Below are 20,357 nucleotides of genomic sequence, written 5' to 3' on the forward strand. Positions count from 1 at the left end.
CGAACACGACCGTTAAGCCCTCCAGCGCCGATGGTACTTGGACCGCAGGGTCCTGGGAGAGTAGGACGTTGCCAAGCAGGAGCAGATAAGCAAAAGACCCGCACATCATGTCGGGTCTTTTGCTTATCTCCGTTAGATGACATTCAATTAATAAATCAACTTTTTTCAACAGCATAGTATGATGTTCACTGCTACTGCGGATAATACGGTTTGTACCGATATATTAAAATACTAACAGGTTATAAAAACATGCGAACATATATCGATGCGTTAATACTCGATAAGGTTGAAATCCGTTATTATAAACTGGCATTGCGGCGTTCCAATAAAAAAGAAATGGGCATACGTGAAGTAACGGGCATTTATTTAGAGCCGTACAAGATTAATCAAACAGTCCCGACGTGCAACAAATAGGCGTCACAATCGGAAAGCTTCGGCATATTGCGCCGAGGCTTTTTAGTTTGGAGGCAGCGAGCCAAATGACATGAATTCAATAGTTACATAGATTTGCTGGCGGTTTTTTTATAGTTAAAGATGTTGTTTGAAACAACTATAGTGGATTCAATCCATTTGCTTGACGTATCAAAAATAGAAGGTTCTTTTAGACTATGCATTTTATGGGAATTACGGATATCATTGAGTGAGGGATCATTTGGATTATAAGAAAAGGGTGAATACATGAAAAAGCTAGTTCCATATCCCTTTGGAGGTGAATCTATACTGAAGCGAAAACGAGTGGTTCTTATAAGTATCTTGACATTCTGTACGCTCTATATTATCTTTTCGATTTGGATTGCTCATGACGTTCGGACCATTCTTCGAACGGGGATGCAAAATAATGTAAATTATTGAAATTATGAGTTCTAAAGTATATAAACGTCTTAATCCAATTCAAAACCATTCGACTTCCGCTAAGTATTCTTACAAATCTGAATCCCATACAATTGGAGTACCTATTCCTTTGCACTTTTTCGGGATTGCAAAAGTCTGGGTCATACATCAGTACAATCCTGGAAACTTTGGGTTCGTAGAACCTGTTGTAATGAGACTCAAATTGAAGAACGGAAAATGGTATGCTACAAATGTTCATATTGAACCTTAATATGTATATCATCTTATTTCTGATCGGACTGATCATTCTATTCTTAGTTGGTACTCATCTATGTTAACAAGTGGAGTATAGTTGTTGTTGAAGGTCATTACAGTATCGGAAAACGATAGAGGAGGAGCTTGTCATGTCACAGCACCTCCGTCCCCAAGATAGATTAATCCCTTTCATCACGCTTGACCTCTCATTCCTTTAATGAATGACTTCTAACGCTCGCCTGACTTTTCTTGCGAATACAAGTGGTCTATCAACCGATTCAATATTGATATAAATCAACCGTGGTTGCTCGAACAGCCATTCGTTGCGAACAGATGAAACTTTAATTCCATGATTTCGAATGGCCGAAATGAATGTATTGACTTCTTTTTGTAAGAATGCTCCTCTCCCTAAACATAGCGCTCTGCCAGTTCTATTATTTAAAGATTCAAACGAAAAAGAAGACGTTACACTAAATCTTTTCCCCAAAATGGTTGCTCTTATTTGATCTCGATTTATTGTCGACACACATTTTCCTCCAGCGAAGCCGGGTTGGCCACCAATAATCCTTGAGAATTGCTCACAAAGTGATCCGTTATTTGCCATGCTTCTATCCTCCCCTGTTTTCTATGTATGGTATGACCACATGGACAGGGTTGAAACGGATTATCACCTAATACAACGATGAATAAGGTAAATAAAAGTCATTAATACACAACTTCCAAATGGGGGGTCGTGATGGTCTGACCGTAATGAAGGGATCGCATACAGGCATCCAAGGCACCAGTAGTCAATAATGAACGTTCAACTGGAAAAGAGGTTCTCTTAGTATGGATGAACTTCTCTACCTCTAGAACAAATCGGCCGGCATGCACATAAGGCTTCTGATTTTGTAATGGAAATTCGAGACAAATGGCTTCTTCATCTGGCTTAACTTGGTAAGCCGAGGCAAAGGTTTGTATTTCGGGATTCTTAACCAACGAATCGACAAATAAGATTCCGGATTGAAGACCGTCCACGTAATCGAATTGGAACAAAACCGGTTCTTGTAAGGTACGAGGAAATTTCTCGATATCGGACACATTCAAGTAACCAGCTAACTTGCGATAAATTGTGGCCCATTTCTCAGTAAAAATATGCTCAACTGCTTCTTGACCCTGTAAAGCCTGGACGGAACGAATGCCGGATTCCCCACAGGCTCGATTTTCGGCAATGGATTGCATCATTTCCAACGTATGGTAAGTATATCTCTCTAGAGAACCGTATGCGAAGCCAAACATTTTACACAAAGGGGCACCGTTAGCGAATGGCTCATGAAACGGTAATCGTTTCACGAAAGGAACGGATGAACTGGACATAAATGGAATCTGATATTCTTTGATTTTCTTGTACATCCACTCGATATCTTCTTGAACGATCGCAAATCCTTTGTCGGAAAAAACGGGAACGATCCGATCAAACTCAAGCATGACATTCAGGCATTCTTCGAAAAACTTTCGTCTTGGATATAGTTGTTGGTTGTATTCATTCAGAGGATAATCGCCATGTTCGCCGATAATGATGATACCGTCCATGTCAAAAGTGTCCTTCCCGTTTAGCAGCGTTTTACGGATTGAATTGTAAAGAGGGATACAGTGCTTGGATGTGAGTTCACGGCTAATGTCGTTATGAGGAAATTGATCTACGTACATCGCAACGATCTCGACCGTAGATGTATACTTACGCCCGTCCATAACGAAACCTTCCATCATTTTGGTAATGATAACATCAGCATGGGAGATTTCCCAGTATTCCGTAATAATGACCGCTACTCGTTTTTTCATAAGTTCCACCCTTTCTTCCTATCTCAGCTAATGACTTGCCGATGTGTAACAACTATGACGATGAAATATTATATGTAATATATATAACGTAATTTTAATATAGTCAATCTATATTTACATGCAATAGATAGGTTTTATTCCTTTGCTTCTTGTGCGCTGGGATGGGGTTCTTGAATGGATTCAACCTGGATGTGATTCGAAAATGCGATTGGATCATCGATTGGGGGCCGGACTGCGGCACTGGCGGAAATAGGTGCATCCTTGACTTAAAGCTGTCGTGAATGGAAATGTATTCCAAGTCGATCCAACCGCGGAATCGGAACTGTTGACAAAGTGAGGCTAGGGGATCATTTCCCCTAGCCTCACTTTGGAAGGTTAATAATGTTTTTAATAATTAAGATTAAACCTGCATGTCCGATTCATTTTATCCTAAACTTCTTTAGAAATTTCACTATATTTCTTAAAATTGTCTAGAATCGCCTGCCAGCCTGCCTTTTGCATCTCAATGGAATTGGTTGTTTCTGCTTCAAAAGCTTCAATTACCTTAGTATCGTTTTCTTGACTAATAAAAGTGACCGTGACTTTTCTTCCATCTCCAAGAGTGTAAGAAATAAATTCATTTATTCTCACTTCATCGTAAACTCCATGAAAATCAAATCCAAAACTTCCATCTTTAGCTTCCATTCTTGTAAGAAATGTCCCGCCAACCCTTAAATCATTCTCGGCATTTGGCACATGCCAGTCATCAGAAGCATTATTCCATTTTGTTATATGTTGTGGCTCTGTCCAATATCCCCACACTTTTTCAACTGGTGTATGAACTGTGGTTTCTATCGTTATTGTTTTATTACCTGTTACCATATTAATTACCGCCTCACTTTATTAAATTTAAAATCTATGATTTATTATACCATTAAAATCTAATATGATTTCTTATGGATTGCTGTTTTAATTGAAGTAAGCGGATTTCCGAATTTACATTTAATGATAAAGGGGATAGACGTTTGCCGACCATTGCAGAAAAAATTACCATCGAATCCCAGTACGTGGTTACATTTGTTAACATGCTAAAAATGTTTAGAAAAAGGGGTGTCTCCCATTGCATCCAATCAATATAAATGAAGTCCCCCTAGAAATAATTGATAATTTAGGTGTCGTTAAAAACATCAAATATCCAAGGCAAGGGCATACATCTGATGTAGGAAAAATTGAAAGCTCACAAGGTTGCTTTATTATAAAAAGAACAAAAGGCGAACAGTATTGTTCTTGGTTATCTCAAGAAGTACGTGTCCTGAAGTGTCTACGTAACACAATTTTACCTATTCCCACTGTTTATCAGTTTGTGGAAGACAAAGATGGGAACCAGTCGTGGGCATTGTTGCAATTTTTTGAAGGGGAAACTTTAAGACATGCATTAAGTAAAGAGAAAAATGCTGATAAGAAGCATGAAATGATATTCAATTTTGGTGCAATCTTAGCACAAATTCATTCAACTCCATGCCCCATTGAATTAATCGGGGATTCAGTTTGGTTGGACGAAATGTTGCAGCGTGCGGAGTTTAACCTTAAACATTACTCAGTAGATGGAACAGCAGAACTATTAGAATTATTAAAGAACAACAAACCTCCGGTAATAAAAAACACATTAATCCATGGTGATTTCACAATTGATAATGTACTTGTTCGTGATGGGGAAATAACTAGCATTATTGATTGGAGCGGTGGGGCGTTTGGTGACCCAAGATATGATGTTTCTTTAGCAATTCGCCCAAAGCCAAATGCTATTGAAACTTATTCAGAGATTGATACTTTTTTTGAAGGCTATGGAAAAAAGATAATAAGTGAACGGGAATACAAATACTTTGCAGATGGACTTTGCGAATTTTTCTAATAGGGATTCAACTATTACAGGCAGCCCTTGTCAGCTGCCTGTTTCGTGTTATTTGAAACCATTCAATCCATCTAAGAGTATTAATAATAAAACAATAGGGAGGGGCAAGATGATGCGATTGCGATTTCTGCTCGTAGTGCTTGCGGTCTGCTTGCTGCTGCCGGGATGCTCTTTATTCGATGGCGTGAACAATTCATTGAATTATGTCGATCAAGCAACAACTTATATTAATGATGTCAACCTTTTCGCAAATGAAATCCCGGCTCTTGCTGAACAAGCGGTAACCGATTCGCAGGCAAGAACAAAGTTGAAGCAAGAGTTTGAGAAGATGAAAGAAAAAGTTGTTGCTTTTGATGGCATTCAAGCCCCTGCATTTGCCGAGGAAATTCACCAACAGTTGGTAAGCTAAAATGAGACACTGATGAAAGAGATTAACGGCTACCTGGAGAAAATCAATAATGGGGCTATCGACTGGAAATCCATTGCGAATTCGCAAATGATCGAAACGCTCACAAAAATATCCGGCATCTTGGATCAAGTCAAAAATATAGGTCAGTAAGATTCGCTAACTTACATTGTTTACACAATTCAAAGAAGAAGATCCTTCCTATATAGTTAAACTTGAATCGAAACGGATTACGGCTTCTTTTTATGACTATTTACTTTCTGAAGCTCATCCATTTGTAGTAAACTTTTATTAGATGGGAAAACGAGGAGGTAACCGATGAATATTTTGACTGAGGAAGAACGAACGCAAGGATACCAGCTATTGTTTGACGGCGTAACACTGAATGGCTGGTCGGCAACCGAACATCCGGAGGGATGGCTCGTAAAGGACGCTCATATAGTATGCAAGGGCGAGAGCACCGGATATTTATACACTTTCGAGCAATTTGAGAATTATATTTTACATCTGGAGTACAGGACGGCTCCGAAGGCGAACAGCGGAGTGTTTTTCAGATGGTCCGATCTGCAGGACCCGGTGAATACAGGACTTGAGATGCAAATTTGGGATACATACGATCACGAAAAAATGTTGAAAAACAGCTCTGGGGCCTTGTATGATCTTGTAGCTCCCGCGTCAAACGCCGTTCGTCAGGCGGGCGAATGGAATCAAATCACGATAAAATGCGAGGGAAGTCATATCGAGCTCACCTTGAACGGCACTGTTGTCGTTCAAGCCGATATTGACGAATGGTCGGTTGCCGGGAAAAATCCGGACGGGACCGACAATAAATTTAAATATGCGTGGCGGGACATGCCTCGCTTAGGCCATATCGGCCTTCAGGACCATGGAGGCTACGCGGAATTCCGCAATATTAAACTTGTTACATTATAGCGTTGGTTGGATGCCGACCGCCTGCCGGATTTTGTTCCGGTGAGCGGTCGTCTTCTGTTTCCATGACCCTATTATATTAATTTTCCATTATTTAGAATGGTTTTTGTTATACTATTTATTAGAAAGTAATAAATACTGAAATTTAAAGGAGCGTAGTTAACCATGAATGAGTTGTTTTTACCGGCAATTTCACCTGAGAGTTTGGGGATACCATCTTCAGCAATCATCAAATTTATTGAGAGAATTGACAGGGAACAAACATGTATGCATGGGTTCTTATTGTTACGAAAAGGACAAATAGCTGCTGAAGGCTACTGGGCACCGTATTCAGAGGACAGTATGCATCGCATGTATTCAGTCAGCAAGAGCTTCGTCTCTTTAGCTATAGGATTGATGATAGATGAAGGAAAGATCAATCTGGAGGATCATGTTGTTAAATTTTTCAAGGATAAAGCACCTCACGACATACATCCCTATTTAGCCCAATCAACCATAAGAGATCTTTTAATGATGGCAACTCCTCATACAACCAATTCTTATACACGTGATGATCGTGACTGGGCTGCTACATTTTTTGATAAAAGGCCTTCACATCCCCCAGGAACAATTTTTTCCTATGATACAGCCGCTACTGTTATTCTCAACACGATCGTGGAACGAATAAGCGGAGTTCCTTTTATTGAGTATATGCGTGAGCCATTGCTTGATCCTGTCGGATTTTCAAAGAATGCCTGGTGCATAAAAACACCGGAAGGTACTTCATGGGGAGGTTCTGGAGTTATATGTAAATTAAGGGATATGGCGAAATTGGCTTACGTATGCATGAATAAAGGCCAATGGAACGATAGGCAGCTAATATCGGAACAATATATTAATGCAGCTACATCGAAGCAAATTGACAACTCATTATCAGGAAATCACGGATACGGATATCAAATCTGGATGGAGAAGGATAACGGATTTTCCTTCAGAGGGATGGGGTCCCAGCTTGCCTATTGCTATCCCGATCAAGACTTTATATTTGCATGTATATCGGATACACAAGGCTCTGGCGCTACAGGAACAGGCATTGTGGATGCTTTTCGCGAAGAAATATTTAGCCAATTAAAAGATATCGCTTTGCCTTACGATGCTGAGACGAATACCATTCTAAACCAAAAAGTCAAAAGTCTACAGATCCTGCCTCAACGAGGAAATATGACTTCTTCATTTGAACCGAAAATCAATCGTAAATGGTATCAGTTAAATGAAAATCCAATGGGAATATCAAGAATGCGGTTTATCTTTGATGGAGACGAGGGTATATGGGAGTACGAAAATGCCTCAGGTGAACACCAGCTTAGATTTGGTATAGGGAAGAAAGTGGACGGGTCTTTTCCTCAAAAAAATTATTTTGGAGAACAAATTGGAACAATACCAGGCCGATGCTATGATTGCCTTTCCTCAGCAGCATGGGTTGAAGAGCATAAACTTGATATGCTTGTGTATATAACTGATAACTATCTTGGTACTCTAAAAATGTCATTTTCATTCAAAGGCAATGAGATATCAATCTATATGACTAAAGTAGCCGAATGGTTATTAGATGAGTATATGGGGTTTGCAGGTGGCTATTTGGCGGATGAATAGAGGACAGGGTGTTCCGGAATAAATAGTTTCAATCATCATTCTTGTGGTTAACTCGCAAAGGAGTACACGCAGTCTGCAAAATATTGAAACGTTACTTAAGGAAATTAATAAAGATAAAGACAGCAATCATACTTAAAGGGAATGAATTATCGTATACAAATACTGGAGGAGTTTGCTTCGTAAGGGCAGCTCCTTCTTAGTTTAGAGTGCAGCTTGAAAAATAAAGGAGGCTGTATCGATGAGTGTCAGTTCAAACTGGATTTCAGCAGGCAATTTAGAAGCGCTTAAACAAGTGGGCTCAAAGGTTATACGAGGCGGTATCGCTGTTTTTTATCATGAAGACCAAGTATACGCAGTGGACAACCGCTGCCCGCACTTAGGCTTCCCTCTCCATATGGGGAGCTTGTGCGACGGGATTTTGACGTGCCATTGGCATCACGCTCGGTTTGACGTCTGCAGCGGCGGTACGCTTGATCCGTGGGCGGACGATGTTCCGTCGTATGAAGTGCGAGTCGACGGCGGCGAAGTGTGGGTAAATCCGGTTTCCAGAAGAGCAGATGGCGCGGAGAAATATAAGCATAGACTGAAAGAAGGACTCGAGCAAAATATTGGCATCGTCATAGCGAAAGCGCTCGTCGGACTGATCGAAGCGGGAGTGTCGGAGCAGGACATTGCCCGCACTGGCATCGAATTCGGCTCGACATATGGAACGGGCTGGAACGCCGGACTTACGATTCTTACCGCGATGGCGCAAAGCGTCGACAAGCTGGACAAAAACGGCAAAATACTCGCCTTGTACCAAGGCCTTGTGCACGTAGCTCGAGCCAGCTCGGGTAGAGGAACCCGCCATTTGCTGTCGGCGCTGCCGTCGGCGGACGTGCAGTTCGAACGGTTGACCGAGTGGTACCGCAGCTGCATAGAGGTGCGGGATACGCAGGGCGCTGAGAAAGTGCTGATTACCGCCATTTTGAAAGGCATTGACACGAAGCGGCTGTCGGAAATGATGCTTGTCGCCGCAACAGATCACTTTTACTTGGACGGTGGGCATGTGTTCGATTTCCACAGTAAAGCTTTCGAGGCGCTGGAGTGGGCGGAGGTGTCGCAAAAGGAGCGGATATTAACTTCGCTCGTGCCAATGATGGCTCGTCCGACACGGAGCGAGGAGCTGCACCAGTGGCAGGCGCCGCTGAACCTCGTAGAGCCGATCAAACAAGCGGTCAACGAGCTGGAGCAAAATGCGGCGAAGGCGAAGCTCGCCGGTGGGTCAACGGATGCGCGGCTATCTGCTGATATGGTAGAGCAATTGCTGCAGCAGCTGTTGAGCGATACGCCGGATCAGACGATCGCTTTGCTGCGCGACCTGCTAATCGCGGGAACGGCTCCGGCGCAATTGGCACAGCTCGTTGCTTTGGCCGCCGCGGAACGGATCGTTCGTTTCCATACGCAGAACGATTTCGGCGATTGGATTGCAGTGCTCCATACGTTCACTTATGCTCACGCCGTGCATGAGAGGCTGCTGCAATCGGATGAGCCGTTGCTGCAACGGGCGATTTTTCACGGAGCCGTCAGCGTATATCTTGACCGTTTCTTAAACGTGCCGACAGCCGCACGCCCGAAGCCGTCCGGCTCCTCCGCGACGCCTAACCATCAGGAGCTGCTCGATTTGCTCGATCTGCGCCAGCAGGTCGGACCGGCCGCGCAATGGGTGATGGACTACATACATGGCGGTGGTGATCCGGGAGCGCTGCTTAACACGCTAGGCCATGCGCTGTTACGGGAGGATGCGGAATTCCATTCTTTCCAAATGTATGAGGCCGCAGTGGCCGAATACGACCGTTGGCAAGCGGTGGGAGGCTCTTTTGCGGAGAAAGCCAAAGAAACGATGCTGCTCGCCTGCACCCGGTATTTGGCTGCACATGCGCCAACTGCACGCGAGCTCCCGCATACGGCCAAAATTGCCTGGAGACTGCATAAAGGCGAAAGGTTGTTTGAAGAAGAATAGCAGTATGTCACGGATGTGAAGAGATCAATCTATTGGTTCAAGCTCAAAGTAATCAGCTAAGAAAGTGGTTTAGTGAAAATTCTCTATCTAAATAAAGGGGAGAATCTTCAAAAGTGAAAGTTACAACAAAATACCAGAGTAACACATCCGCTTCACCTACAATATGATGTGTCTAGAAATACAATCTAAAGAGGTGAGCCGATGGCAGTCGTAAAAGCCAGAGACAAGGATATTGATATGTTGGCAAGGTTGCTTCGAGCCGAAGCTGTGGGCGAAGGCGAAATGGGTATGCTCCTTGTTGGGAATGTTGGCATCAACCGTATAAGAGCGAATTGCTCCGATTTTAAAGGACTCCGAACCATTCCCCAAATGATCAACCAGCCGCATGCGTTCGAAGCACTGCAACATGGTATGTACTATCAAAACGCAAGAGAGAGAGAACGCCGTCTGGCGCGAAGGGCAGTGAATGGGGAGCGGCATTGGCCGGGCAAATTCTCCCTCTGGTATTTTCGTCCAGGAACGGCAGAAGCGCCTCTGCCATGTCCGCCGACCTGGTATAATCAACCGCACGTAGGACGATGGAAGCTTCACTGTTTTTATGAGCCGACCGCGAAAGAATGTGAAAATGTGTATAATACGTTTTAATTGTATGAACGAAAAGAGCTCAGGATCTCTTAGTCTGACAAATTTCCGACATGAGTAGAGTTTTGGGCTTTTTTGTCAAAGTCGCAGCTGAATGATTTATGCGATGGGGAAAATGACGCTTCGCTCTCTTATTTGGCTTAACCGTTACGGTTTCCGTCGATCAGTATGTATCCAGCTGAAACACCGTCAACCTGACGGTGTTTTTTATTCGCGTGCGAGAATGGGTTAAATTGTCGGAAGACAAAAACAGTATTTCATTAAACAGCCTGCATTTTGCATACTTGTTGAGGATATACAGGCTGTTTTTAAGAGTTTGAAAGCCACTTTGCTTTACCGAAGCCACATGGAAATATGGAAAGGCTTAAGTTACATGGGAATAATAGATGCTTTCATATAAATTGGCCTCCTGTTCGGTCGTAGGAATAAGTTCATTGTTCATATTGGATTTGAATGTGTTTAATAATGCAGGATCAGCCAAAAGTGTCCGGATTCGCGCGGCGAGTTGCCCGGCATCACCTAGACGGAATCTATAGCCATTAACTCCGTCATGTACTTTTTCCGCCATTCCCCCCGCATCCGACACTAGAGCTGGAACGTTAAATGACAGTGCTTCATGAAGTACTAATGGATAGTTTTCGTACCACACCGATGGAATAATGGCTATATCGACATTTTGATAAATTTGTGGAATTTCATCTTCCGAATATTGACCGCACAGCTCCACACGGTGATCTTTAGCCGCCATTTGCTGCAGCTTTTCCGTATAAGCCGCTGACCCGGTGCCGTAGATTTTTAGCCTCAGCCGGTTCGAACGAATATGGGACATAGCTTCCAGAATGAGATGAACGCCTTTGTGATCGTTTAATGATCCTCCGTAGAACAGCGTGAGCTTGTCGCCGTGCTGGTATACTTTATTATTTCTAAGGCTCGGATTGTGATTTATTCCGTGATTTAACACCTCCACCTGCAGATCCGGAAGCGAATATTTGATCATCGAGGCCAGAAACACAGAAGGGGACAGTATTTTACGAGCCGATTGCAACAGGGGGATGTGGGTGTCAAGCCGTTTCTGTACACCTGAAATCTGGCAATGCAGAAGGCAGGCTGCACCTTGTTCAGGTCCTGCACATAGATTTCGGCTAGAATGAAGCATGATTCCTTTTGGACAAATAAACCAGAAGTCTGTCAGGGTGATGATGTAGGGCACACCGAGCTGTAAGCTCGCCTGCATGAACTCCATGGCCCTCATCGGATGTCCGATATGAATCACGTCAGGTTGTTCCTGGGCAATGACTTTTTCCGCGAATGCAGCAAGATCCGGATTGCCAATATCAAATGATTTGGCTGGATCCATATTTCTATGCTGATAGGCGAGAACAGGAACCCCTTCATAGTCATATTCTTGATATAAAATTTCACCATGAGCAAAAGGATAAGTGTCAAGATCTCTTCCGCTGTAGGTAGCAACTTTAACGCGATGTCCATTGCGAAGCATCGCCTTGGCCATGGTTAGAACGAATTTCTCGGTTCCTGTGTAGGCATCAGGAAAAAATTGGTGGACGAAATATAAAATATTCAACTTCCTGTCCGGTGTCCCTTGATAAACCATCTGGGGGACATAATGGGTGACTTCAGGCAGCTGTAGTTCGGGAACATGGATTAGAGGCCGCGAATCAAGCACTCGAACAAGAGCCTTACCCCGCTTGAGAGGGCGCCCTTTTCGGTTGAGCTTACGCAGTCTCCTTTTAAGAAACCGTGGTTTAAGTATTCTTAAGTTTTTCTTTTTACTCCCTCTCGATATCGTTTTTTTAGAACGATTTCTACCTGTTCTAATCTTATTGTTGGGCCGTTCTTTTTTGATTTTACTTTTTGACACGGATAGCTTTTTTCTTTTTTTTTGCGGCAACAGCAGAACCTCCCGGCACAGAATGGTCTTTACAATGTAGGAATGCGCCCTATACTATATGCTTAGTAATGGCAAAAGCACGCGGGCCGTTTGCCCAAAACAAGCGTAGATTACCGATAAAACAATCCCCACCGGCAAATGCCGGTGGGGATCTTATAATAATTCTACAAAGATTGGACTCCGCAAGAGTCCTTCTCAATGAGCTTTTATACTAAAGATACAAGGAAACGAGCTGTACCGGTTGTTCGGATTGTCAAAGTAAAGCCGGTGTCTGAGTCGAAATCGGGCGAAGGTTGAACACGTTCAGCTTGAACGCTTACAAGACGGGCAGAGCTGATCTTCTCTCGAACAATCGCGGTGAGAGACCTATTATCGAGAGCATTTATCGCTCTTACGATACGCGCAGCGTAAGCTCTGTCCTGTACGATAGCACGGTAGAGAGGAATGACAACCCGGGCAATGATAGTTAAATCTCCAGCGTTTGCTCTGCGGGTCTGAATCGTGGCAGGAAATACACCGAATGAATTGGTAGGCTGTGGATTTCGGAAACGAATATTAAAACCATCTAATCCAAGAACATCGATTCTTGCCTGATAGAGCGGCTGGACGAGTCGTCTTACCTGCTCCTGACCAGCAGCGTTTGCTCTTCCCAATGCCTGTGCAAAAGTAGGATCCGAGGCGGTCTTTTGAAACAATCGAAGCGCTCTGCCGGTTGTAATCCGGAGCGAGGAGACTGTCGCCGGAGGGCCTTCGGGTGTGGCCATCTTGCGCAAGCGTAAGCCTTTTTTTAGCACCTTCCACATAACCTCCTTAACACGTAAAATAGACGGGTAGACTAAGTAAGACACTCTCCATCTTATTCATAGCTCAAAAAAGTGATTGGACCCGTCCCTGTCTTAGCCTTCTCCGCTTGCGGAGAAGTTTTTTTGTTTGAGAGAGCCCGCTTCGTGGTAAATAGTGTAACAAACTAAGAAGCAAGCGGGGGATACATATGGAAGCGAACACAAACGGAAAGCCCGTACAGAAGCAGGCTAAGAAAAAAAGAAGAATCATCTGGCGGGTACTCGGATTTGGGACACTGAAGCACGATTACCCAGCAGCTTGCCAAAACTCTTCTGTTCAAGCCGGATAAAACGCTGGAAAGAAAGTTGAACGAAGCGGTGGCCGCTCTGAAGATTGAGCAAAATTATACCAAGGAACAGATCCTGGAAATGTATCTTAACCATATATATTTCGGAAAAGGGGCATGGGGCATTCAACGGGCTGCCCAGGTCTATTTCGGGAAAGAGGCGAAGGATTTGACCCTTGCCGAATCTGCTCTGCTCGCCGGACTTCCGAAGGCGCCGAATGACTACTCCCCGGCAGTCAACCCGGAACGGGCGAAGGAGCGGCGGAATTTGGTACTGTCCTTGATGGCGGAGCAGGGGCGGATAACGGCCGAGGAGCGGGACAAGGCGCAGGCTGAAGAAATCAGACTCGCGGAAAAATCTGTTTTGGCCGCTGCGAATAAATATCCATCCTATGTCGACCACGTGATCAATGAAGCGATCGGTAAATACGGCCTGACGGAACAGGAAGTGCTGTCTTCGGGCTTGCAGATTCATACCAATCTTGATCCTATGGTGCAGGAAGCGGCGGAGGAGGTGTACCGGGACCCGAAGCATTTTCCGGACGACAAAGGTGGCCTTCAGAGTGCCGTTGTGCTGATGGATCCGAAAACAGGCGCCGTCCTCGGAATCGTCGGCTCCAGGAATCAGGAGCGTGAATTTCGCGCTTTTAATTGGGCCACCATGGCGGAAAGGCAGCCGGGCTCGGCGATTAAGCCAATCGTGGTGTTCGCTCCAGCGCTTAAGGCGGGTTTCCAGCCTTACGACCTGGTCAACGACGCGGAAACCGACTTCGGGAAGTACAAGCCGAACAATTACGGGGAGAAGTTTCACGGCTGGGTGACCGTCGAAGAGTCGCTCATGCATTCCTACAACGTTCCTGCGGTTGCTCTTTTGAAAGAAGTCGGGATCGGCAAGGCGGTGGAATTTGCAAAACAGGCAGGCCTTCCCTTGCAGAATTCGGACAGAGTATTTGGTCTTGCCTTAGGGGGCATGACAAAAGGGACGTCACCACTTGTGATGGCGCAGGCTTACACAATGTTCGCAAACGGCGGGAAGCTGTCCCAGGCTTATGCCATCACAAAAATTCTGGATAAGAACAACAAGGTCATTGAGGAAGCGAAACCAGTGGTCAAGGAGATGCTCGACCCTAATACGGCTTATACAATGACGGCGATGATGCAGAGGGTCGTCACGGAGGGAACCGGACGGACTGCCATGCTCGACAGGAATGTAGCCGGAAAAACCGGAACGACGCAGCTGCCCGATATCCCTGAATTTAAAGATAAGGCGGGTAGCCAGATAGACGGATCAAAGGATGCGTGGTTTGTGGGCTATACGAACGAACTGGTAGCTGCCGTATGGGTCGGATACCCGGTAACGAACAGAACGCATTATTTGACGACCACCGGCGGAAAAATGCCAGCGGCCATTTTCAAAGAGGTCATGAGTAGGGCACTTAAGGATAGTCCGGCTTCGGTCCTCTCGCCTCCTAGTGGCTATACATTTGCCATGGGCGAGCCGAAGCTGATCAACGCCAACGCTGAGTTGACACTTGTCCAAGGCGGGAGATCGCCGGATAAATCCGTCGGTGTTGCGGCGGTGTCGGTTCCAACCGAGAGCTCGGCCGCAACGGCCCCGCCGGCGTCCACTCCTGCAAATACGACGGTCAAGGTCATTGCGCCTGAGCTTGCTGGCGCATCGAGTCAGCCGCCGGCGACTCCAACGCCTGCCACAGCCGCGAACGCTCCGGCTCAGGCTGTGCAATCGCCGAAGCCCGAGACGACGAAGCCGGAACCGACGGCAGCCCAGACCACCACACCGACGCCGGCAGCGACGAAGCAGCCGATCCCGACGCCGTCACCTGCGACTTCTACGCCGACGGTAAAGCCGACGTCGACGGCTTCCCCGACTCCGGTGCCGGACAATGGCAATTCCACAACCGTAACAACGGAACCGAAAGCGACAGTGAAGCCTGAAGCCGACGATAATATGGATAAATCGGCCAAGAAGTAAAACCGGTGATCATCAGCATCGGATTGATCATAATTTGAATTCCAACGCAACATTATCAATTATTTGGCGTTAATTGCTATATAATCCAAAAGGAGAGTGATAAGTTTGAAAAAGTTTATACTCGGTTTATTGTGCGGAATCGCGTTAGCAGCAAGCTCGGCTGTATATGCATCAGAAACGATACAGGCGTATCTTTTTCCTGTGAAATATTTTTTCAACGGTCACAATAAAGAGCTGAGCACCGAGTATACTACTTTGAATTATAACGGTCATGCCTATGTGCCTGTCAGATTTTTAGCAGAAAGCATGGGTGCAACAGTGGAATATCATCACGAGTCAAGCGCAATCACTATTAACCAACCTCTCGTCGTTCAATATAGAAAAGATCATGACATTGGAATTCCAAGTCTTGAAGGATACATAACTAAGGTAGAAAATCAACGAATTCTCGTTGTAAGTTCGAAACAACAAGATTTTAGTGCAACAGGAGGTGTTAAAGAATTTTATAAAGCAGTGTGGATTTCGAACGTTCCTAAAGAAGTTAAAGTTGGTCAGCAGGTACAAGTTTGGTTCCAAGGGGGAGTCCTTGATTCTTATCCTGGGCAAGCGATGGCTGATAAAATATCCTTCAAGCCAAATGATTACCCTAATAACGCCTCAATGTCAGAAGAGCAAGTTGTTCAACAAGCAATCAGTAATCAGAAATACGCTGATATTAAAATATTTGTCCTCAAGGAAGTTAAGTATGATGAAAGTACAGATAATTGGGTAGTTCGATTTAAGGAAGGAATGTTGAATTCTTACCAAGATCAGGAACACATACTACAAATTCCTGATAAAGAAAGCTATTCTGTGAATCTCACTGACAATGAAGCAAAAGATATTCTCAAACTGCTTATACCGAAGGCAGTAAATTTCTATGGAATGTTTAATGGAACTGGAGCGTTCAAAGTCGATAAGACGAAAACGATTCCAGGTGAAACTGGGTACGCTCTGGTAATCGACGAAAAGATCACTTCCATTGAGGATTTGAAAAAAGCGGTGGAAGAAGTTTTTACAAATGATGTTGCTCAAATGGTATTCTTTTCTCGTTACCTGACTCCAGAAAAAGACCGTCGTCCACTTTATAAGGATTATGAAGGGAAGCTTTATAATGACACACAGAATGGAGGACACGGATGGGCATTTGCATTCTTAACTGATACCACAAAGGTAATAAGCCAGAAAGATAATGTTGCAGAAATTGAGTTAGAGAGAACACTTTTTAACAATCCGGATATACAATTGACCCTAAGAATTGAATATGTAAATGATAAGTGGATCCTGGCATCACGACTTGATATTTAACAGAAAGCCGAGGACAGGATAATCATTCACTAATCATTGCTTATGTGTAAGAGGACAAGAAAATATAGGCTAAAGAACCCGCGCGCAGCGCGGCTCTTTTGTTTTTATGGATAAAACAATCATAATGCATTAATTATCAATCAAAATATATTGTAAAACAATAAATTATGTGTTAAATTCAAATTAACAATAACTATGTGAGGTGCTTTTTATGAAACAAGGAACAACACTCTTTTTAAAGATAGCTGTTATCCTAATTGGAATTCCAGTACTTGCTTTGTGCATATTTTTGGTGCCTGAAATAGGGAATTTTGCAGCAGAATTGTATCCTGATATTGCTTATATGAAATATCTCGTTTTAATTGATCTGTTTGCAACAGCAATACCTTTTTACTTTGCTCTGTATCAAGCGTTTAAACTTTTAAGCTATATTGATAATAACAAAGCTTTTTCGGAATTATCTGTACGAGCTTTAAAAAATATCAAATACTGTGCAATCACAATCAGTAGTTTGTATGCAGTAGGCATGCCACTCTTTTTTCTCATAGCGGACAAAGACGATGCCCCAGGTATCATAGTAATTGGACTGGTCATGATTTTTGCTTCCATTGTGATTGCCGTTTTTGCTGCTGTTCTCCAAAGGCTTTTAAAAGAGGCTATTGATATAAAATCAGAAAATGACTTAATAGTCTGAGGTGAATAACATGGCAATTATAATCAATATTGATGTGATGTTGGCTAAAAGGAAAATGAGCGTAACAGAACTTTCGGAGAGGGTTGGAATCACAATGGCTAACCTTTCTATATTGAAAAATGGAAAAGCAAAAGCAATTAGGCTTTCAACCTTAGAAGCAATTTGCAAAGCATTAGAATGCCAACCTGGAGATATTTTAGAATACAAAATTGACGAAGACACTCAATGAATAAATGAAATAAGGGCTAACAACATTGCATTAAACGAAAAGAATTTTTGCTTGCGACCGAGTTAGCTCAATACAAAACGAACAGCTGCCAGTGGTAACTTGGCGGCTGTTCGTTTTGTGAATGGGATAAATTTTTGTGTCGTCCACATCTTTGTCGAGTGTCAAGACTTTTTCCCATTTCAGGGATAAGGTAAACCTATTCAGCGACATCGAAGGGTGATTGTTTGAGAGAAAAGGCTGCCGAAAATTTGATCGGCGGCCTCGCTTCGCGAAGGGGTAGGATAGTTTGGTTATAAATTTTTTCTACAAACATAGAAAGAGGAAAGGCATGTAAACTAAAAGTAATTACCATGAAAAGTAGGATGATTTATTGAATAATTATTGCCTTTATGAAAGTACCATCTATTCGAGAATCGTCGGCAAGCTTAGTAATGCCGGATGTGTTTTTGCAGAAGATGAGGCTCGTCTGCTCATTTCATCTACACGAACTCTTGACGAACTCGCTTTACTGGTGGATCGGAGAGTCGCTGGTTTTCCCCTCGAACACCTTATTGGATGGGTGGAGTTCTGCGGTCTGCGGATTGAGGTGGATACCGGTGTCTTTGTGCCGCGCCATCGTACCGAGTTCCTTGCCCGACAGGCGGTCGCCTTCGCTCAGTCAGGAGACATAGTAGTTGACATGTGTTGCGGCACCGGCGCTTTGGGTGCTGTGCTAATCGAAGAGTTGGAGCATATTGAATTACATGCTGTAGATATTGACCCTGCAGCGGTGAAATGTGCCCGTCGCAATATCCGTTCCTCTGATGGTTTCGTGTATGAGGGAGATCTGTACGAACCGCTTCCCGTCCAGCTTCAAAGCCGCGTCAATATCATCATAGCCAATGCCCCCTATGTACCTACCGAGGCAATTTCACTTCTTCCGCAGGAAGCTCGTATCCATGAGGCACAATTAGCACTTGACGGCGGTACTGACGGACTTGATGTTCTACGGAGAATTGTAGCTGAAGCACCTTCCTGGCTTGCTAAGCAGGGCTGCCTTCTAGTTGAAACTAGTGCACGACAGGCACCGTTGACCGAAGAACTTTTTGCTCAATACGGACTACTCTCTAAAACGGTTCGATCGGAAGAACAGGATGCTACGGTTATCATCGGAACACGAACAGACCATGCAAGCTAAAGAGATAACTCGCTAAGCAACGGTGCGAGCATCCCGAAGGTGACGCTGTCCAACAAGACGACGCGTCACCTTTAATAGTCTGCCTGATGCACCACGTTACGCATGCTTCTCGTTTTCGGCGTAGAAAACGCCGTCAAGCGAGAGATTCCATACAAATGTCACAATTTTCTGCACAGTCATTTCCCTTGAAATGCTTTGTGTAATTCTGCAATGTTAAACTTTTTCATCTTCAAGAACGACCGCGTGACGCGATCGCGTTGTTCCGGCGTTCCCTTGGTCATCATCTCATCCAGTGCGGCGGGGGAGATTTGCCACGAGACGCCGTATTTGTCTTTAAGCCAGCCGCACTGCTCGGCCTCGGGTATGGCGGAAAGTTTTTCCCAGTAGTAGTCGATTTCATCCTGCGTTTCACAACAGACCAGTAGGGAAATCGCCTCGTTGAAGTTGAAATGGTGTTCCAACGCGCTGTCCATTGCCGCAAACCAGGTGTTCTCCAGCATAAAGTCGGTGAACATAACCGTCCCTTCTTTGTCTGGCTCTTGGCCGGGGCCATATCGGAATAGGGAGCCAGGTTTAGCATTTCGGAAGACCGAAAGGTAGAACTCGCGTGCCTCTTCCACCTTGCCGCAGTTGTTGCCCACGAACATCAAGGAGGGGACAATCGTGGGTCGCGGCTCCCCTTCCGGATTCGTCAGAATTAGCTGCCATGAGACTCCATACTTGTCCTGGATCCAACCATACCGTTCGCTGAACGGATACTTATCAAGCGGCATAAGCGTGGTGCCACCTTCGGACAACTTAGACCACACCTCGTCTATCTTTTCTACCGCGTTCTTTTCCCGGGACGGATCAAAATTAACGAAAAACGAGATTGAAGGATTTAACTTAAAGAACGGCCCCGCAGAGATGGCCATAAACGGTTGTCTACAGACGTTAAACGAAACGAGATCGCAATCACCCGAGGGCGTATTGTGCAAGGTCGTCGTACTCGTGATTTCAGAATTCGGGAATACAGAGCAATAGAACTCCGCGGCTTCTTTCGCCTCCTTGTCGAACCACAAATGTGGGGTGATGGGTTGGAAAAGCGGCTTTTTGGAATCATTCATGATAGTTTCCTCCTTTTTTATAATAAGGCGCACATTTCTTTTTTATTTTAACACTTGGATTAATTTTACGTTTCTTACGGATTGCTGTGTTGTTTCAGTGATTCCGTAGAGCCAACTATGTAGAGAGCGATTCGATTCAAACTTATTTAAGCTCCTATAAAGCTCCATATATACATTTTGTGCAATATCTTCTGCATCGTGTCTAGAACCACCACTCAGGAAGTATAGCGTACGGTAGACACCTCCTATTGTTTCATTGTAAAGTTCTTCGAACGCGTCCATGTCTCCTGAAAGTATCAACCGAACAAAATCGGATAATTTTTGATCAGTCATACCACACCCCCTAAACCAACCGCCTATCCT

The 20,357-nt window shown here is 44.3% G+C and carries 18 protein-coding genes, 1 rRNA gene and 1 pseudogene; 13 read left to right on the forward strand and 7 right to left on the reverse strand.

Going from position 1 to position 20,357, the window contains the following annotated elements; genetic code table 11:
• Nucleotides 1-77 (forward strand): 5S ribosomal RNA (gene rrf, locus AC58QD_RS32080); the annotation flags it as partial.
• A 1,223-nt stretch (nucleotides 78-1,300) separates the two neighbouring features.
• Here the strand turns inward: rrf and AC58QD_RS32085 are convergent.
• The 3 genes from AC58QD_RS32085 to AC58QD_RS32095 form a co-directional block, all read right to left on the reverse strand.
• Nucleotides 1,301-1,690 (reverse strand): DUF1259 domain-containing protein, encoded by a 390-nt coding sequence (locus AC58QD_RS32085; protein ID WP_497339128.1) that lies wholly within the window; start codon nucleotides 1,688-1,690, stop codon nucleotides 1,301-1,303.
• Nucleotides 1,691-1,791: 101 nt separating this feature from the next.
• On the reverse strand, nucleotides 1,792-2,907 hold the full coding sequence (locus AC58QD_RS32090) for a hypothetical protein (RefSeq protein ID WP_497339129.1): 1,116 nt from the start codon (nucleotides 2,905-2,907) through the stop codon (nucleotides 1,792-1,794).
• A 429-nt stretch (nucleotides 2,908-3,336) separates the two neighbouring features.
• Nucleotides 3,337-3,768: an SRPBCC family protein gene (locus AC58QD_RS32095; RefSeq protein ID WP_497339130.1), complete on the reverse strand. Its 432-nt coding sequence runs from the start codon at nucleotides 3,766-3,768 to the stop codon at nucleotides 3,337-3,339.
• Nucleotides 3,769-4,006: 238 nt separating this feature from the next.
• Here AC58QD_RS32095 and AC58QD_RS32100 point away from each other — a divergent pair, with 238 nt between their 5' ends.
• From AC58QD_RS32100 to AC58QD_RS32125, 6 genes and pseudogenes are all read left to right on the forward strand, one after another.
• Nucleotides 4,007-4,798 (forward strand): phosphotransferase family protein, encoded by a 792-nt coding sequence (locus tag AC58QD_RS32100; protein WP_497339131.1) that lies wholly within the window; start codon nucleotides 4,007-4,009, stop codon nucleotides 4,796-4,798.
• Between the two features lie 112 nt (nucleotides 4,799-4,910).
• Nucleotides 4,911-5,357: pseudogene (locus tag AC58QD_RS32105) on the forward strand (DUF6376 family protein).
• Between the two features lie 165 nt (nucleotides 5,358-5,522).
• Nucleotides 5,523-6,137, forward strand: coding sequence for a 3-keto-disaccharide hydrolase (locus tag AC58QD_RS32110; protein ID WP_497339132.1), 615 nt, complete (start codon nucleotides 5,523-5,525; stop codon nucleotides 6,135-6,137).
• A gap of 162 nt (nucleotides 6,138-6,299) precedes the next feature.
• Entirely contained in the window at nucleotides 6,300-7,766 is a 1,467-nt protein-coding gene (locus AC58QD_RS32115; RefSeq protein ID WP_497339133.1) for a serine hydrolase domain-containing protein, read from the forward strand.
• A gap of 238 nt (nucleotides 7,767-8,004) precedes the next feature.
• Entirely contained in the window at nucleotides 8,005-9,768 is a 1,764-nt protein-coding gene (locus AC58QD_RS32120) for a Rieske (2Fe-2S) protein (protein WP_497339134.1), read from the forward strand.
• Between the two features lie 201 nt (nucleotides 9,769-9,969).
• On the forward strand, nucleotides 9,970-10,413 hold the full coding sequence (locus tag AC58QD_RS32125) for a cell wall hydrolase (protein WP_497339135.1): 444 nt from the start codon (nucleotides 9,970-9,972) through the stop codon (nucleotides 10,411-10,413).
• Between the two features lie 361 nt (nucleotides 10,414-10,774).
• Here AC58QD_RS32125 and AC58QD_RS32130 read toward each other — a convergent pair whose 3' ends face one another.
• Both AC58QD_RS32130 and AC58QD_RS32135 read right to left on the reverse strand, forming a co-directional pair.
• On the reverse strand, nucleotides 10,775-12,094 hold the full coding sequence (locus AC58QD_RS32130) for a glycosyltransferase (RefSeq protein WP_497339136.1): 1,320 nt from the start codon (nucleotides 12,092-12,094) through the stop codon (nucleotides 10,775-10,777).
• 431 nt (nucleotides 12,095-12,525) lie between these two features.
• Nucleotides 12,526-13,113 carry a hypothetical protein gene (locus AC58QD_RS32135; RefSeq protein ID WP_497339137.1) on the reverse strand — a complete coding sequence of 196 codons (588 nt, stop codon included), beginning with the start codon at nucleotides 13,111-13,113 and terminating at the stop codon, nucleotides 12,526-12,528.
• A 197-nt stretch (nucleotides 13,114-13,310) separates the two neighbouring features.
• Here AC58QD_RS32135 and AC58QD_RS32140 point away from each other — a divergent pair, with 197 nt between their 5' ends.
• The 6 genes from AC58QD_RS32140 (at nucleotide 13,311) to AC58QD_RS32165 (ending at nucleotide 18,888) form a co-directional block, all read left to right on the forward strand.
• Entirely contained in the window at nucleotides 13,311-13,451 is a 141-nt protein-coding gene (locus AC58QD_RS32140) for a hypothetical protein (protein WP_497339138.1), read from the forward strand.
• 4 nt (nucleotides 13,452-13,455) lie between these two features.
• Complete coding sequence (locus tag AC58QD_RS32145; protein ID WP_497339151.1) at nucleotides 13,456-15,441, forward strand: transglycosylase domain-containing protein; 1,986 nt, start codon at nucleotides 13,456-13,458, stop codon at nucleotides 15,439-15,441.
• 105 nt (nucleotides 15,442-15,546) lie between these two features.
• On the forward strand, nucleotides 15,547-16,788 hold the full coding sequence (locus AC58QD_RS32150) for a YobA family protein (RefSeq protein WP_497339139.1): 1,242 nt from the start codon (nucleotides 15,547-15,549) through the stop codon (nucleotides 16,786-16,788).
• Between the two features lie 211 nt (nucleotides 16,789-16,999).
• The gene (locus AC58QD_RS32155; protein ID WP_497339140.1) at nucleotides 17,000-17,482 is read left to right on the forward strand and encodes a DUF2975 domain-containing protein; all 483 of its coding nucleotides are present in this window, start codon (nucleotides 17,000-17,002) and stop codon (nucleotides 17,480-17,482) included.
• Nucleotides 17,483-17,492: 10 nt separating this feature from the next.
• Nucleotides 17,493-17,711: a helix-turn-helix domain-containing protein gene (locus AC58QD_RS32160; RefSeq protein WP_497339141.1), complete on the forward strand. Its 219-nt coding sequence runs from the start codon at nucleotides 17,493-17,495 to the stop codon at nucleotides 17,709-17,711.
• A 370-nt stretch (nucleotides 17,712-18,081) separates the two neighbouring features.
• Complete coding sequence (locus tag AC58QD_RS32165; RefSeq protein ID WP_497339142.1) at nucleotides 18,082-18,888, forward strand: putative protein N(5)-glutamine methyltransferase; 807 nt, start codon at nucleotides 18,082-18,084, stop codon at nucleotides 18,886-18,888.
• 176 nt (nucleotides 18,889-19,064) lie between these two features.
• Here the strand turns inward: AC58QD_RS32165 and AC58QD_RS32170 are convergent, their stop codons facing one another.
• Nucleotides 19,065-19,994, reverse strand: a complete 930-nt coding sequence (locus tag AC58QD_RS32170) for a VOC family protein (protein ID WP_497339143.1) — start codon at nucleotides 19,992-19,994, stop codon at nucleotides 19,065-19,067.
• A gap of 42 nt (nucleotides 19,995-20,036) precedes the next feature.
• On the reverse strand, nucleotides 20,037-20,327 hold the full coding sequence (locus AC58QD_RS32175; RefSeq protein WP_497339144.1) for an RNA polymerase sigma factor: 291 nt from the start codon (nucleotides 20,325-20,327) through the stop codon (nucleotides 20,037-20,039).
• Nucleotides 20,328-20,357: the final 30 nt, after the last annotated feature.

The sequence above is a fragment of the Paenibacillus sp. J2R1T-4 genome (genome assembly GCF_059692235.1).

What these genes read in the sequence shown, in the direction of transcription:
- AC58QD_RS32085 (WP_497339128.1), bottom strand. Translation starts at nt 1,690, where the DNA reads ATGGCAAATAACGGATCACTTTGTGAGCAATTCTCAAGGATTATTGGT.
- AC58QD_RS32090 (WP_497339129.1), bottom strand. Translation starts at nt 2,907, where the DNA reads ATGAAAAAACGAGTAGCGGTCATTATTACGGAATACTGGGAAATCTCC.
- AC58QD_RS32095 (WP_497339130.1), bottom strand. Translation starts at nt 3,768, where the DNA reads ATGGTAACAGGTAATAAAACAATAACGATAGAAACCACAGTTCATACA.
- AC58QD_RS32110 (WP_497339132.1), top strand. Translation starts at nt 5,523, where the DNA reads ATGAATATTTTGACTGAGGAAGAACGAACGCAAGGATACCAGCTATTG.
- AC58QD_RS32115 (WP_497339133.1), top strand. Translation starts at nt 6,300, where the DNA reads ATGAATGAGTTGTTTTTACCGGCAATTTCACCTGAGAGTTTGGGGATA.
- AC58QD_RS32120 (WP_497339134.1), top strand. Translation starts at nt 8,005, where the DNA reads ATGAGTGTCAGTTCAAACTGGATTTCAGCAGGCAATTTAGAAGCGCTT.
- AC58QD_RS32125 (WP_497339135.1), top strand. Translation starts at nt 9,970, where the DNA reads ATGGCAGTCGTAAAAGCCAGAGACAAGGATATTGATATGTTGGCAAGG.
- AC58QD_RS32140 (WP_497339138.1), top strand. Translation starts at nt 13,311, where the DNA reads ATGGAAGCGAACACAAACGGAAAGCCCGTACAGAAGCAGGCTAAGAAA.
- AC58QD_RS32155 (WP_497339140.1), top strand. Translation starts at nt 17,000, where the DNA reads ATGAAACAAGGAACAACACTCTTTTTAAAGATAGCTGTTATCCTAATT.
- AC58QD_RS32160 (WP_497339141.1), top strand. Translation starts at nt 17,493, where the DNA reads ATGGCAATTATAATCAATATTGATGTGATGTTGGCTAAAAGGAAAATG.
- AC58QD_RS32170 (WP_497339143.1), bottom strand. Translation starts at nt 19,994, where the DNA reads ATGAATGATTCCAAAAAGCCGCTTTTCCAACCCATCACCCCACATTTG.
- AC58QD_RS32175 (WP_497339144.1), bottom strand. Translation starts at nt 20,327, where the DNA reads ATGACTGATCAAAAATTATCCGATTTTGTTCGGTTGATACTTTCAGGA.